We start from the raw sequence: 14,782 nt of genomic DNA, 5'->3' as shown, positions 1-14,782 counted from the left end.
GCTATCCCCGGCGAAAGATTCAACACCCGCTTTAATAACAACAACAAACAGGAGAGACCCCCCATGTTTGGCATGTCCCACGAGTCCTACCTGCTGCTAGACGCAGTGGTCACTATCATCGGGTTGATCGTTCTGATCACCAAGTTCAAGGTGCACCCGTTCATTGCACTGATCATCGCGGCCGGCTTCCTCGGCCTGACCTCGGGCATGCCCGTGGACAAGATCATCAAGGCGTTCCAGGACGGTTTCGGCGGGGTGCTCGGCTTTGTCGGCATCATCCTCGCGCTGGGCACCATGCTCGGCAAGATGATGGCCGAATCCGGCGGCGCCGATCAGATCGCCCAGACCCTGATCCGCGCCTTTGGCAAGGACAAGGTCCAGTGGGCGATGATGTTTGCCGCGTTCCTGGTGGGTATCCCGCTGTTCTTCGAGATCGGTTTTGTCTTGCTGATCCCGCTGGTATTCATCGTCGCGCGACGCACCGGCGTGTCGCTTATCAAGATCGGCATCCCGCTGCTGGCCGGCCTGTCGGCCGTACACGGCCTGGTGCCACCGCACCCGGGCCCGCTGCTGGCCATCGGCGTGTTTGGCGCGGACATCGGCAAGACCATCCTGTACGGCCTGATCGTCGCACTGCCGACTGCCATCATCGCCGGCCCGATCTTCGGTACGTTTATCGCCAAGTACATCCCGGGCAACCCGTCCCAGGAACTGGTCGACCAACTGGCCCGCGATACCGATAACAAGTCGTTGCCGAGCTTTGGCATCACCCTGGTCACCGTGCTGCTGCCGGTGTTCCTGATGCTGCTCAAAACCTTTGCCGACATTGCGTTTGCCGAAGGCAACGTGGTGCGCAACTGGATGGACATGATCGGTCACCCGATCACTGCGCTGCTGCTGGCGTTGCTGCTGTCGCTGTATACCTTCGGCCATCGCCAGGGCATTCACTCCAAGCAAATCCTCAAGTTGCTCGACGCCAGCCTTGCGCCGACCGCCGCGATCATTCTGATCATCGGTGCCGGTGGTGGCTTCAAGCAGATGCTGGTGACCAGCGGTGTGGGCGACGTGATCGGCCATATGGCGGTGAACGCGCAGATCAACCCGATCCTGCTGGCGTGGCTGGTGGCGGCGGTGATTCGCGTCGCGACGGGCTCGGCCACCGTGGCGACCATTACTGGCGCGGGCATTGTGGTGCCGGTGGTAGGCATGATTCCAGGGGTTAACCGTGAGCTGCTGGTGTTGGCGACAGGGGCGGGTTCGTTGATCCTGTCTCACGTCAACGATGCGGGGTTCTGGCTGGTGAAGCAGTACTTCAACATGACCGTGGCTGAGACGTTCAAGACGTGGACGGCGATGGAGACGATTCTGTCGATCGTGGCGTTGATCTTTATCATGCTGTTGTCGTTGGTGGTGTGACGTACACACCCTGAAGCTTGGGTGAAAACCCGATGCAAATGTGGGAGCGGGCTTGCTCGCGAATGCGGTGGATCAGTCGCCAACTCCATTGACTGACATTGCGCTTTCGCGAGCAAGCCCGCTCCCACAGTTTTAATCACATCCCAACAGGTGAGTCGGGTCAGGGCTTGGTGACCAGGCCATCCGCCCGGAACATCCCGCGAATCCCCCGCACTGCCTGGCGAATCCGGTCCTGGTTCTCGATCAGCGCAAAGCGCACATGATCATCGCCATACTCGCCAAACCCAATCCCCGGCGACACACACACCTTGGCTTCCAGCAGCAGTTTCTTGGCAAACTCCAGCGAGCCCATGGCAGCATACGCTTCGGGGATTTTCGCCCAGACGTACATCGACGCCTTTGGATTCTCGACCATCCAGCCCAGCTCATGCAGGCCCTTGACCAGCACGTTACGCCGCTGGCGATACTGCTCGGCAATGTCCTTCACGCACTGCTGATCGCCTTCCAGCGCCGCAATCGCCGCCACTTGCAGCGGAGTGAAAGTGCCGTAGTCGTGATAACTCTTGATCCGCGCCAGGGCGTTGACCAGTTCCGGGTTACCCACCATGAAACCGATGCGCCAGCCGGCCATGTTGTAGCTCTTGGACAGGGTGAAAAACTCCACCGCAATGTCCTTGGCGCCCGGCACCTGCATGATCGACGGGGCTTTCCAGCCGTCGTAGACGATGTCGGCGTAGGCCAGGTCGTGCACCACCAGCACGTCGTACTGCTTGGCCAGCGCAATCACACGCTCGAAGAAATCCAACTCCACGCACTGCGCAGTGGGGTTGGACGGGAAGCCCAGGATCATCATCTTCGGTTTGGGGATCGAACCGCGAATCGCCCGTTCCAGTTCAGCGAAGAAGTCCACGCCAGGAATCAGCGGTACCGAGCGGACCTGGGCGCCGGCAATCACGGCACCGTAGATGTGGATCGGGTAGCTCGGGTTCGGCACCAAAACAGTGTCGCCCTGGTCCAGGGTGGCCAGCATCAAGTGCGCCAGGCCTTCCTTGGAACCAATGGTCACGATGGCCTCGGTTTCCGGGTTGATGTCCACTTCATAGCGGTCTTTGTACCAGCGCGAAATCGCCCGGCGTAGGCGCGGAATGCCTTTGGAGGTGGAGTAGCCGTGGGTGTCTTCACGCTGGGCGACGGTGACCATTTTCTCCACGATATGCGGTGGGGTCGGGCCGTCAGGGTTACCCATGCTCAAGTCGATGATGTCTTCGCCGCGCCGACGCGCAGCCATCTTCAGCTCGGCAGTGATATTGAACACGTAAGGGGGGAGTCGATCTATGCGCGCAAAGCGGCGCGGCAAACCTTGGTCAGCCATTGTTGCCTCGAGGGTACGTAAGCGCCCGGAACCGTCCGAGCGACGTCGGCCACTGCGGTGGCCTGCGGAGCAGACAATACGGTCGGTGATGGCCAGTTGTCCAGATGCGTAGGAAAATTTTCTGCATGGAGTCCAATACGGATATGCCCCTATACTCGATGCGGGTTTGTTCCCTCATAAGAAGGAGACTGTTCGTATGGATCAGCAGACAAAACAACCGTTAGAACCGCGCATGGAAGCGGGCAAGGCTCTGGTGATTGCCGGTGTACAAGGGCGTTATTCAAAGGCCACCGTGGGTGATATCCCCAAACTGTGGGAGTTGTTTGATACCTGCATCAAGGACATCAAGCAGCGCGTTGGCGGGGTGACGTATGGCGTTTGCCATAACTCCCATCACGGCGAATTCGATTACATGGCCGGTGTTGAAGTCCCGAGCAAAGCCGAAGTGCCGGGCAATTTCGAGTCTATCGAAATTCCGCCGCTCAACTATGCCGTGTTCCCGCATTACGGGCCGGTGCAGGCGCTTGAGCAAACCTACGAGCGCATCATGTTCGAATGGCTGCCATCTTCGGGCTATAAGGTGATAGGCGCGGATTTCGAGCGCTACAGTGCGGATTTTGATGGGCGCAAAGGCACCGGCACGGTGGAGATCTGGTTGCCGGTCGGCGAAAGAGGCTGAAACTGCTGCCCATGCCACGTAAACAGGACATGCACGTGCGAACGTCCTGTTTACGTGACATTCCGCTAAGGATTAAATGCCCACCTCAACCGGCGCTCATACCCAATTCGCCCCTTGTACGCCTCCCCACTGTCCACCCATCCAGCCGCCAGATACAGTCGCATCGCCGGCACATTTTCCGCGTCCACCGACAACGCCAAGCCCTTGATCTGTGGCCACGCTTGCAATGCCGCCGCCGGCAACGCCTGCAAACATGCCTTGCCGAATCCGCGCCCTTGCTGGTGCCGGTCCACCTGCAATGCATGCAGCGTCGCGCTGTGTTCATCGGCCCAATGGGGCAGGCAAGGTGGGCGTTTGAGCAACAGGAAGGCCACGGGCTGGTCGTCGGCGAGCAGGGCGAAGCCTTTGATCGCGTCGGGATTGGGATTGACCAGCAGGCTGTTCAGCGCACAGTAGATATCACCGGAATACGCCAGTTGCTCGGGATGCACTTGCAGGGTGTCGAGTTGCTGTTTCTGTACAAGGCTCAGCGTCTCATAGGAGACGAGGCGGGTTTCCATGGGGGGGCGCATCCGAAATCCTACAAAGAGGCGTGATTCTAGCGGGTTTGGCGTCTGTCGGGTCGACCGGAAACCTTGAGCGACGCGAACTATAGTGAGTCCCGTGCGCCCATTGAATCTCTGAACACAACACTCATAAGACTCAAGAGGTTTCATGACAGAGGGGGTCAGAGCCTGGATCGGTTGGTGACGCTGGTCACCGAAGGCATGCGGGATCGAGCGCACGGTAGGTGATCAAAATGTGAGCGCAGGCTTGCTCGCGAACGCGATGTTTCCAGCCACACATAAGTTGACTCACCCCCCCCCCCCCGCTCTCGCGAGCAAGCCCGCTTTGATCTTCATTGTCTGGCCGGGATCACTCAAGCATCTTGCCCAACAACCAACTCCCCGCCGGCCCCGGCGGGTGCTGCCGCGACCACAGCGCATCCACCGCCACCGAGCGCGGCCAACTGCGTGCTTTGAGCTCGACCAATTGGCCGCCATCAAAACGCTCGACCAACCAGCGCGGCAGCGGTGCCCAGCCGAAGCCCAGTTGCGCCATTTCCATCAACATCAAGTAACTCGGCGCCGACCACACGCGGCCGCTGGGGCGGGTTTCAGTCGGGTTGATGATGCTGGCCAGGCGCAGTTCGCGATGCTGGCGCAGCGTGTCGGCGGGGATGTTTTTCAGGTTGGCCAGTGGGTGTCTGGCCGCGACGAACAGTGAGATTTCCGTGCTTTCTGCTACCGGCGCGCCGGTGAGGTCGGGCGGGTAGTTATCCTGTTTTTCAATAAAAGCGAGGTGCGCGCGGCCACTTTGTACCAAGGCAACCAAATCCTCGCACTCAGCGATCAGGCATTCCAGTTCAAGGTCCGGGTAACGCTGCTCAAAGGCGCTGAGCGCGACCTCGAAGCGATCGGACTGGTAAGTATCGGACATGGCGATGGTCAGTTTCGGCTCCAAACCCTGGGCCAACTGGCTCGCTGCCAGCTCCAAACGACTGCTGGCCTCCAGCACCTGCTCGGCGCGTTGCAGCAACACATGGCCGGCCGGCGTCAGCGTCGGCTTGCGGCTAGTGCGGTCAAACAGCACCACATTCAGGTCAATCTCCAGGCTCGCCACTGCCGCGCTGACGGTGGACTGGCTCTTGCCCAGCTTGCGCGCCGCGGCGGAAAACGAGCCCTGGGTGGCGGCCTGCACAAACGCCTGCAGCACTTCATGGGAGGCCATTACTATCGCCTTGGTCGATGGTTATTGGTTATGAAGTATCGAGTCAGAGAGTGATCATGGCAACCCTCGTCACTCACGGAGCCCAGGTTATGAGCCCTACCAAGTCGGTTACTGAACGTGTTTGCCAAGCCATCGGTTTTGAGGGATTGGCATTGTTGATCTGCACCCCATTGCTGGCGTGGATCATGGACAAGCCCGCCCTGGAAATGGGCATGGTCACCCTGGCGATCAGCCTGATCGCGCTGACCTGGAACGTGATCTTCAACGGCCTGTTCGACCGCCTCAAGGTGCGCCTGCAACTGGCCAACACGCCGTGGACGCGGGTGTTGCATGCGTTGCTGTTTGAAGGCGGGCTGATTCTGGTGTGCGTGCCGCTGATCGCGGCGTGGCTGAACATCAGTCTGATCCAGGCGTTCATCCTCGACATAGGTGTACTGCTGTTTTTCCTGCCGTACACCTATGTGTATCACTGGGGCTATGACGTGCTGCGCGAGAAGCGCCTGGGGCTTAAAGAAACATCCCCCCCGAAGCCTCAATGCGCTGACCGGTGATCCAGTTGCTGCCGCCACCTTGCAAGCCCGGCTCTAGCGTCGCGCCGACAACTGCTGCGGCGCCAGGAACGCGTCGTGGAAGTAATCGCGCACCGCCTGCATCGCCGGGGTAAACGCACGCTCGCGGTGCCAAGCCAGGCCGACGCTCATGGGCGTTACCGGGTCGGTGACGGTCAGGGTTTCGATGCGTTTGCCTTCCAATGACCAAGGCCTGTGCACCAGGTCTGACAGGATCGCCACACCACTGCCATTGGCAACCATGCTGCGCACTGCCTCCACCGAACTGGTGCGCAGCCGCACCTCTGGCGCTTGCCCGGCCTGCTCCCAGTAGCGCATGGCGCTGTGCTCGGCCTCGTCGACGGTGAGCAGGATGTAGGGCTCCTGGGCCACATCCGCCAGGCTCACGGCGCCGCGTTCGCACAGGGGGTGATGGCTGGGCAGCCACAGGCGGCGTTCCGAATTGAACAGGATTTCCGAGACGATATCCGGGTGGGTGAGGTTGGCGGTGAGCACCACCGCCATGTCGAACTGGCCGTCGAGCAAACCTTGTTCGATGGCTTGGCGCTCCTGCTCAAAGACCTCGATGGTCACGTCCGGGTGCCAGTGTTCCATGCGTTGCAAGTGGTGGGGCAGGAAGTAGCCGAGCACCGTGTAGCTGGCCGCCAGGCGCAACACGCCACTGGCGCGGTAGTCGGGCAACGGGCTGTTCAACGCATCATCGACACTGCGCACAATCACATAGGCGCGGTTGAGAAAGTGCCGGCCGGCGTCGGTCAGGTTCATGCCCTGGGCCGAGCGTACGAACAGTTGCACACCCAGCATGGCCTCCAATTCCTTGATCGCCGTGGTCACTGCCGATTGGGAGATATTCAGGTGAATCGCCGCCTGGGAAATCTGGCCAATCTCAGCCGTGGCGACGAAATAGCGGACTTGGCGCAAGGTCAGGGACATCTGCCTCTCCAAAACGTAGGGCTATCTGATTTTCAGAAGATGGGCCATCTGATAATAGATCTTCCCAAGGGGTCAAGCTGCAGCCTACTTTCCAGCATCACCTTTTGGCGGAGCGACCCTGATGCAGGCAGTGGATTTCAACTCAGACATGGGCGAAGGCTTCGGCCCCTGGACCATTGGCGACGGCGTCGACGCGGAGCTGATGGCTTATATCAGCTCGGCCAATATCGCTACCGGCTTTCATGCCGGTGACCCCGGCACCATGCGCCGTACCGTCGAGCGTGCCAAGCAACTGGGCGTCGCTATCGGTGCGCACCCTGGCTTTCGTGATTTGGTCGGCTTCGGCCGGCGCTACATCAACGCCCCGGCGCAGGAACTGGTGGACGACATGCTCTATCAGCTCGGCGCGCTGCGTGAAATTGCACGTGCCCAAGGTATGATCCTGCAACACATTAAGCCCCATGGCGCGCTGTATATGCACCTCGCCCGCGACGAAGAAGCCGCGCGGCTGCTGGTGCAAAACCTGCAAATCATCGAGCCGACATTGCTGCTGTACTGCATGCCCAACTCGGTGATCTGGCGCGTCGCCCAGGAACTCGGGCAGCCGGTGGTGCGCGAGTTTTATGCCGACCGTGAGTACGATCTGACGGGCTCCATCGTGTTTACGCGCAATGTGCGGGCGCTGGATCCTGCGACGGTGGCGGCGCGAGTCCTGCGTGCGTGTCAGACCGGTCTGGTGCGCACCGTTGAAGGCGAAGACTTGTTTATCGAATTCGATTCCATCTGCCTGCACAGCGACACGCCCGGCGCGCTTGAACTGGTGGAAGCGACCCGCGAAGCCCTGGACCGAGCGGGCATCACCGTCACAACACCCCAATAAGATCGAAACATTATTTTTTTCGCCTGCCTTTCTACAATGATTCCAAGAGGAACAGACATGGCTGAAACGTCTCCCATCCGCTACAGCTTCGGCGGTGATGAACACCTGTTTGCCGAGGTCAGCGAGAGCATGTCCCTGGAGGCCTTTTTCAAAGGCATGGCCGTGACGCGTGCGGTGGAACGCCTGGCGCTGGAGGGCGTGCTGGACGTGTGCCTGGCCAATGCATCGTTCCAGATTCGCTTCGACCCCGACCGCATCGCGCCCCATGCACTGCTCGATGCGGTGCAAACCGCCGAATCCCAGGCCGTGGCCGAACGCACCCTGCACACGCGCATCATTGAAATTCCAGTGCTCTACAACGACCCCTGGACCCATGAAACCCTGATGCGCTTTCGCGACCGCCATCAAGACCCCAGCGGCACCGACCTTGAATACGCGGCGCGCATCAATGGCCTGGCCGATGTGGATGCGTTTATCGCCGCCCACAGTGGTGCGCCGTGGTTTGTGTCGATGGTCGGCTTTGTCGCGGGCTTGCCGTTCATGTTCCAGATGGTCGAGCGCGAGCGGCAGTTGCAGGTGCCCAAGTACCTGCGCCCGCGCACCGACACGCCGAAACTCACCCTCGGCCACGGCGGCTGCTTTGGTTGCATCTATTCGGTACGCGGTGCCGGTGGTTACCAGATGTTCGGCGTGACCCCGGCGCCGATCTACGACCCGGCGCAGCAATTGGCGTACCTCAAGGAACACATGGTGTTCTTCCGTCCCGGCGATATCGTGCAATTCAAACCGATGGACCGTGACGCCTACGACCTAGCGGTGGCCGAAGTGGACGCAGGACGTTTCGACCTGCGTATCCGCTCGGTGGAGTTTTCCCTCGACGCCTTTCTCGCCGACCCCATTGGTTATCCGAAATCCCTGCAGGAGGCGCTGGCATGATTAAGGTCCTCAAACCCGGCCTCGCCACCTCCGTGCAAGACCTTGGCCGCGAAGGTTATTACCACTTGGGCATCCCGCCGTCGGGCGCGTTGGACCAATATGCGTTGAGTGCGGCCAATCACCTGGTGGGTAATCCGGTCGGCGCGGCGGGGTTGGAATGCACGCTGATAGGCCCCGAACTGGCGTTTCAACAGGACGCGTTGGTGGCACTCAGCGGTGCCTTGATGTCGCCGCGCCTGGACGGTGAAGTGGTGCACCAGGACACCGCGTTCCAGGTGCGCGCCGGGCAGGTTTTACGCTTTGAATTTCCCAAGGCCGGCGCGCGGACCTATCTCGCGGTGGCCGGTGGTATTGATGTGCCGCGGGTGCTCGGCAGTCGTTCGACCTACACCCTCGGCGCACTCGGTGGGTTTCACGGTCGGCGCTTGCAGGAAGGCGATGAATTGCCCATCGGTGAGGCCAGCGGTACGGGCCGTGCGGGCAACAGTTTGCCGATGGCGTTACGCCGTTCGGTGGGCGGTGATGTGACCCTGCGTGTGGTGCCAGGGCTGTATTACGAGCGCCTCACGGATGCGGCCAAACGCAGTTTTTTTGCCGAGCCCTGGACGGTGGGTTCCGAAGCCGACCGCATCGGCTATCGCTTCAAAGGCGGCAGTGCACTGAGCTTTCAGCCAAGGGAGCAGCCGTTTGGCGCGGGCTCCGATCCTTCGAATATCGTTGACAGTTGCTACCCGATTGGTTCGATCCAGGTGCCGGCCGGGTTGGAGCCGATCGTGTTGCATCGGGACGCGGTGTCGGGCGGTGGGTACGCAATGATTGGCACGGTGATCAGTGCCGATCTGGACTTGATCGGGCAGATGCAGCCGAACCAGCGGGCCGGGTTTGTGGCGGTGACGCTGGAGGAAGCATTGGAGGCGCGGCGGGTGTACAAGAAACGGCTCAACGCGATGGCTGGACTCTTCAATCACTGAAGAAATACACAACCAAATGTGGGAGCGAGCAAGCCCGCTCCCACATTTTGTCCTGAGTTGTGTCAGAAGAGTTTAGTGAACAGCCAGTAAAGGCTACCTGAAAGAAGAATGGCCGCTGGCAATGTGAGCACCCACGCCATCAGCAAATTACGGATAGTCCGCCTCTGCAACCCACCGCCATTCGCCACCATGGTCCCCGCCACACCCGACGACAGCACATGCGTGGTCGACACCGGCAACCCGTACATGTCCGCCGCGCCGATGGTCAGCATCGCCACCATCTCGGCCGAGGCACCTTGGGCATACGTCAGGTGCGTCTTGCCGATCTTCTCGCCGACTGTCACCACGATGCGCTTCCAGCCCACCATGGTGCCCAGGCCCAGGGCGATGGCCACGGCGATTTTCACCCACAGCGGAATGAAGCGTGTGGAGCTGTCGATCTGTTGCTTGAACAGTTGCAGCTTGCCCTGGGTGTCGGCGTCGAAATGGCCGACCTTGCCCTTGTCCATCAGGCGAATGGTTTCGCTGGTCAGGTACATGTCGTTACGTACGTTGCCGACGGCTTCGGCGGGCACTTTGGCCAGGGAACCGTAGCCTTTGACTTCGTCCCCGATCTGTCCGGCGAGCGCGGCGAGGGCGGGCACCAGTTCCGGCGTGGCTTCCTTGGTGCGCACGTAGGTCGAGAGGATCGGACGCGGGTCGCCTGTCAGTGCTTGCGGCGCGCTTTTTAGCAGGGCGACCTGGGTGACTTCAGCCACGGCCGCGAACTGCAACGACTGCTCGGCGGGCATCGCGCGGTTCAGCGCGTAGGCCATCGGCAGCGTGCCGACCAGAATCAGCATGATCAGGCCCATGCCTTTCTGCCCATCGTTGGAACCGTGGGCGAAGGAGACGCCAGTGCAGGTGGCGATCAGCATGCCGCGGATCCACCACGGCGGTGGCGCGTCGCCTTTCGGCGCCTTGTACAGTGCGCGGTTCTTGACGAAGGCGCGCAAGGCCAGCAGCAACATCGCGGCAAACGCAAAGCCGATCAGCGGCGAGAGCAGCAAGGCGTAACCGATCTTGATCGCCTGGCTCCAGTCCACACCGCTGGTACCGTCGCGCCCGTGCATCAAAGCATTCGCCACGCCAACGCCGATGATCGAGCCAATCAGAGTGTGGGAAGACGACGCCGGCAAACCCAGCCACCAAGTGCCGAGGTTCCACAGGATCGCGGCGATCAACAGCGCGAAGATCATCGCAAAACCGGCAGATGAACCCACCTGCAAAATCAGCTCCACCGGCAGCAGCGCAATGATGCCAAACGCCACCGCACCGCTGGAGAGCAGCACGCCGAGGAAGTTGAAAAAGCCCGACCACACCACCGCAAAATACGGCGGCAGCGAGTGGGTGTAGATCACCGTCGCCACCGCGTTGGCGGTGTCGTGGAAGCCGTTGACGAACTCGAAACCCAGGGCAATCAACAGCGCCACGCCCAACAGCAGGAACGGTGTCCAAGTGGTGAGTTGCGCGCCCATTTCGCGCATGTCATGCATCAGGCTGTAGGCGGTAAACAACAGGCCCATGGCGAGCACGGCGACGAACATGATCACCGTGACCAGGCTGGGTTTCTTGTCTAACCGGGGTTTTGGGGCTGCGGGTGAAGCGTGGGTTGAGGCAGTCAGGGAGGGGATGGCCATGCCGGAGCATCCTGTGTAGGGAGGATGTCGTGCATAGTCATTGCAAAGTATTACAGAGATGCTGCGGTAGGTCATTGTTTAGGGAATTGGATTTGCCGCCGGTCCATAAAGCACCGCAAAACCAATGTGGGAGCTGGCTTGCCTGCGATAGCGGTGTATCAGGCCCTGCAAAGGGCACTGACAAATAGCTATCGCAGGCAAGCCAGCTCCCACGGTTGATCTCATTTCAGCTCGAGAATTTGCGGAATGCCCAACGTCCAGCGATTAACGTGAAGGTCGCCACCAACGCCACCAGAATCCAAAACCCCTCCGGATCCTGGGAGAGTGGCACACCCCCCACGTTCATCCCAAAAAAACCGGCAATGATGTTGATCGGCAATGCCAGCACCGTCACCACCGTAAGGGTGAACAACGTGCGGTTGCTTTGCTCGTTGAGGTTGGCGGCGATCTCTTCCTGCAGCAGCTTGATGCGTTCGCCCAAGGCCATCAGGTCGTTGATGATCAGCGCAAACTCCTCGGTGGATTTACGCAGTTCCTTCACGTCTTCCTTTTGCAGCCACTGCGGCGGGCGGTTGAGCAGACGCAGTAGCGAGCCCGGCTCCAGCGCCAGCAGGCGTTGCAGACGCACCAGCACCCGGCGCGCGGCACCCAGTTCGGTGCGGTTGGTGGACAAGCGCGAGGACAGCAACTGGTCTTCGATATGGTCGACGCTGATGCTGGTCTTGCGCACGATCTGCGTCAGTACTTCACCCTGGTCGCGCAGCAGGTGCACCAGCAAGGCCAGCGGTGAGCGAAAGCTCTCACCGGCCTTTACCGACGAACGTAATTTGTCCACCGAGTGCAGTGGTTGCAGGCGCGCGCTGATCAACAGACGGCTGCGGGCGCAGACCCAGAGCGTGGAAATATCCGACGAGACCATGCTGCTGAAGTTGAACACCACGTCGTTGACCACTGCCAGCAAGGCCGAGTCGACATGTTCGATACGCGTGGAGCGCGAGCCTTCATGCAAGGCTTCGAAGAACTCTTCCGGCAGGTCCAGGTGTGCCTGCATCCAGCGTTCGCACGCCGCGTGGGCCAGGTTCAGGTGCAGCCACAAAAACACTTGCGGGTCGGCTGGTTGCTGCAGGGCCTGAAGCGCCGTGGCCGAATCTATCTGCTCGCCCTTTTCACCGGGCCGAAAACGGAAACCGTAGAGCAAGCCAAACAGATCGGGGTCCTGGTGGCTGTGATCAATGCTGTGGTTCATGGGGGCTCGCAGAGAAATGGCCTGTAGGACGTTTCACAGGTCGCGGGGGCGATCATTGCAAGGTGAAATGACAGTTTTGTGACGATTTTGTAATTATTTCGTCGTGGTGACATTTATTTGACCGTTTGTCAGCAGCCGTTCAAGAAGCCTCCAGCTCGGCCGATTCAGGGCATATGAGCCGCCGTGGATGGGCGGTGCTTTGACGACAAGGACGTTAGGCGTGCACGCACCAATTCCTTGTATCGAGGCTTTTCCCCGATGAATGTTTTGCGAACCTCCTTGAGAGCACAAATCCTGTCGCTGCTCGGTGGCAGCCTGTTGGCGATCTTGCTGATCGCCCTGGCGTGTTTCAACTTCCTGTCCAACGGCGTGCAGAGTTATCGCAGTTTGATTGATGGGCCGTTACTGACTTCACAGATGATTGACGAGGCCAACCTGCAATTCAAAGTGCAGGTGCAGGAATGGAAAAACGTCCTGCTGCGCGGTAAGCAGCCTCAGGACATGGAGAAATATTGGGGCCAGTTCCAGGACCGTCAGCGCGATGTGCAAGACATCCTCACGCGGCTGGTCACCCAGACCACTGGCGACCCGACCGTGAGCCGGCGTATCGAAACCCTGCGCCAGGAACACGTGCAACTCGGCGTGGCCTACCAGAAGGGCCGCGATGCCTACGTAGCGGCGGGCGGCGATGCAACCGCCGGCGACACGGCGGTCAAGGGTGTGGACCGCGCTACCAGCGAGCAGATGAGTGCACTGGTCAACGACCTGCGTGCGCAGGGCAGCCAGCAATCCAAAGCCATCAGCGCCTACGCTGAGCGCACCGTGTTGGTGGGCCTGGCGGTTATGTTGCTGTCCGGTGTGTTGATCGGCCTGTTCAGCCTCTGGCTGATCAACCGTAACCTGATCCTGCCGATCCGCAGCCTGATCGATTACGTGACGCAACTGAGCCACGGTCGCTTCGCCGAGCGCGTGGCCAGCCGTCGCCAGGATGAGCTGGGCCATCTGGCCGCAGCGGCGAATACCTTGCGCGATTTTCTTGCCGAAACGTTCAGCCGCCTGCAGCGCAGCGCCACCGACCTGGTCAGCTCCAGCGGCGAGTTGAATGCGATCGCCGGGCAGATGGCGAACGGTACCAGCGATCAATTCAACCGCACCGACCAGGTGGCCACGGCGATGACGGAAATGTCGGCCACCGCCCAGGAAGTCGCGCGCCACGCCGCCAGTGCCTCCCGTGCTGCTGATGAGGCCGATCATTCGGCCCGCGAAGGCGGTGAAGTGATGAAGGTTACCATCGCCACCATCGGCCAGATGCGCAACGAGATCCTCAACACCGGCACCATCATCCGCCGCCTGGAAACCGATAGTGTACGCATCGGCAAGGTGCTGGAAGTGATACGCGGGATCGCCGAGCAGACCAATCTGCTGGCGCTCAACGCCGCCATCGAAGCCGCGCGCGCAGGCGACGCCGGCCGTGGTTTCGCGGTAGTGGCCGATGAAGTGCGCAGCCTGGCGCAACGCACGGCGGCGTCGATCATCGAGATCAACGGCATTATCGAGGCCGTGCAAACCGGCGCGGTGGACGCGGCCGAAGCCATCCTGAGCGGCCAGTCGTGCAGTGATGACAGTGTGGAGAAGGTGACGCAGGCCGGTGCCATGCTGGCTCACATCACCCAGGCGGTGGAGGCGATCCGCGACATGAACCGCCAGATCGCCACGGCTGCCGAGGAGCAGACGTCGGTGGCGGAGGATATCTCGCGCAATATCACGCAAATCACCACTGTGGCCACGGCCAACCTCGACAACGTCAAGCGCACCGAAGCGGCAAGCCACAACCTGCGCGGGTTGTCGAGCGAGTTGAATGAGGTGACGGCGCGTCTGGGCGCCTGATCGGGCATAAAAAAACGCCACCCCCTAGGGTGGCGTTTTTTTTTGCGTATTCGACTCAAGTATCGAGTTTGTTTTCCAGGACTTCGCTGGTTTTGGCGTCGAGTTTCAGGTCCCACTTTTTGCCGGTGGTGTCGGTCAGGTCCACTTCGTAGACCAGGCGACCGGCTTCGTTGTCCAGCTCGGTGTCATTGATGGTGGCGCCGGGGTGTTTGGCCAGGGCGTCTTTGTTGAGCTGCTCGAAAGGCTTCACGGCGCCGGACTGCAACAGGCCTGGAATCTGGTCTGGGCGAACGTCGGCCTGAGCCAGGCCAGCAGTCAGGGTCAGGGCGGTAGCGGCGAACAAAACGGTCAGGTTTTTCATGGTGTGTGTCCTTGTCTGGTGAGCTGTTTAAGTGGGATCAGGTTATCCAGCGCAACTTAATTCATCCTTAATTATTTCAAGCG

At 60.5% G+C, this 14,782-nt stretch carries 14 protein-coding genes; 7 read left to right on the top strand and 7 right to left on the bottom strand.

Going from position 1 to position 14,782, the window contains the following annotated elements:
* The first annotated feature begins 63 nt into the window (after positions 1-63).
* Positions 64-1,416: a GntP family permease gene (locus AACY52_RS00225; protein WP_339417083.1), complete on the top strand. Its 1,353-nt coding sequence runs from the start codon at positions 64-66 to the stop codon at positions 1,414-1,416.
* Between the two features lie 160 nt (positions 1,417-1,576).
* Here AACY52_RS00225 and alaC read toward each other — a convergent pair whose 3' ends face one another.
* Positions 1,577-2,788, bottom strand: coding sequence for an alanine transaminase (alaC, locus tag AACY52_RS00220; protein ID WP_339417082.1), 1,212 nt, complete (start codon positions 2,786-2,788; stop codon positions 1,577-1,579).
* 196 nt (positions 2,789-2,984) lie between these two features.
* Between alaC and AACY52_RS00215 the strand changes: the two genes are divergently transcribed.
* The gene (locus tag AACY52_RS00215) at positions 2,985-3,467 is read left to right on the top strand and encodes a GyrI-like domain-containing protein (protein ID WP_339417081.1); all 483 of its coding nucleotides are present in this window, start codon (positions 2,985-2,987) and stop codon (positions 3,465-3,467) included.
* Between the two features lie 65 nt (positions 3,468-3,532).
* On the opposite strand, the gene AACY52_RS00210 is transcribed toward AACY52_RS00215, so the two are convergent.
* Together AACY52_RS00210 and AACY52_RS00205 are read right to left on the bottom strand one after the other, a co-directional pair.
* Positions 3,533-4,027 (bottom strand): GNAT family N-acetyltransferase, encoded by a 495-nt coding sequence (locus AACY52_RS00210; RefSeq protein WP_339428520.1) that lies wholly within the window; start codon positions 4,025-4,027, stop codon positions 3,533-3,535.
* Positions 4,028-4,382: 355 nt separating this feature from the next.
* Entirely contained in the window at positions 4,383-5,237 is an 855-nt protein-coding gene (locus AACY52_RS00205) for a LysR family transcriptional regulator (protein ID WP_339417079.1), read from the bottom strand.
* A gap of 89 nt (positions 5,238-5,326) precedes the next feature.
* On the opposite strand from AACY52_RS00205, the gene AACY52_RS00200 reads away from it, so the two are divergent.
* Positions 5,327-5,788, top strand: a complete 462-nt coding sequence (locus AACY52_RS00200; RefSeq protein ID WP_339417078.1) for a multidrug/biocide efflux PACE transporter — start codon at positions 5,327-5,329, stop codon at positions 5,786-5,788.
* 33 nt (positions 5,789-5,821) lie between these two features.
* Here AACY52_RS00200 and AACY52_RS00195 read toward each other — a convergent pair whose 3' ends face one another.
* Positions 5,822-6,739, bottom strand: coding sequence for a LysR family transcriptional regulator (locus AACY52_RS00195; RefSeq protein WP_339417077.1), 918 nt, complete (start codon positions 6,737-6,739; stop codon positions 5,822-5,824).
* Between the two features lie 121 nt (positions 6,740-6,860).
* Here AACY52_RS00195 and AACY52_RS00190 point away from each other — a divergent pair, with 121 nt between their 5' ends.
* The 3 genes from AACY52_RS00190 to AACY52_RS00180 are packed head-to-tail and all read left to right on the top strand — an operon-like array spanning position 6,861 to position 9,526.
* A complete protein-coding gene (locus AACY52_RS00190; protein WP_339560154.1) occupies positions 6,861-7,619 on the top strand; it encodes a 5-oxoprolinase subunit PxpA in 759 nt (252 codons plus the stop codon).
* A 57-nt stretch (positions 7,620-7,676) separates the two neighbouring features.
* A complete protein-coding gene (locus AACY52_RS00185) occupies positions 7,677-8,555 on the top strand; it encodes an allophanate hydrolase subunit 1 (RefSeq protein WP_339417075.1) in 879 nt (292 codons plus the stop codon).
* Entirely contained in the window at positions 8,552-9,526 is a 975-nt protein-coding gene (locus AACY52_RS00180; protein WP_339417074.1) for a biotin-dependent carboxyltransferase family protein, read from the top strand. The genes AACY52_RS00185 and AACY52_RS00180 overlap by 4 nt, the downstream gene beginning before the upstream one ends.
* Positions 9,527-9,588: 62 nt before the next feature.
* On the opposite strand, the gene AACY52_RS00175 is transcribed toward AACY52_RS00180, so the two are convergent.
* The gene (locus tag AACY52_RS00175; protein ID WP_339428519.1) at positions 9,589-11,205 is read right to left on the bottom strand and encodes an inorganic phosphate transporter; all 1,617 of its coding nucleotides are present in this window, start codon (positions 11,203-11,205) and stop codon (positions 9,589-9,591) included.
* Between the two features lie 226 nt (positions 11,206-11,431).
* Complete coding sequence (locus AACY52_RS00170) at positions 11,432-12,451, bottom strand: transporter (RefSeq protein ID WP_339417072.1); 1,020 nt, start codon at positions 12,449-12,451, stop codon at positions 11,432-11,434.
* A gap of 258 nt (positions 12,452-12,709) precedes the next feature.
* Here AACY52_RS00170 and AACY52_RS00165 point away from each other — a divergent pair, with 258 nt between their 5' ends.
* On the top strand, positions 12,710-14,338 hold the full coding sequence (locus AACY52_RS00165; RefSeq protein ID WP_339417071.1) for a methyl-accepting chemotaxis protein: 1,629 nt from the start codon (positions 12,710-12,712) through the stop codon (positions 14,336-14,338).
* 55 nt (positions 14,339-14,393) lie between these two features.
* Here the strand turns inward: AACY52_RS00165 and AACY52_RS00160 are convergent, their stop codons facing one another.
* Positions 14,394-14,699, bottom strand: coding sequence for a PepSY domain-containing protein (locus AACY52_RS00160; protein WP_339417070.1), 306 nt, complete (start codon positions 14,697-14,699; stop codon positions 14,394-14,396).
* Between the last annotated feature and the right edge of the window lie 83 nt (positions 14,700-14,782).

The organism is Pseudomonas sp. EA_65y_Pfl1_P113, from assembly GCF_963970525.1.
Lineage (GTDB): Bacteria > Pseudomonadota > Gammaproteobacteria > Pseudomonadales > Pseudomonadaceae > Aquipseudomonas > Aquipseudomonas tritici.
The sequence above is the reverse complement of the archived record's forward strand: the minus strand, read 5'-3'. Positions and strand labels throughout refer to the sequence as shown.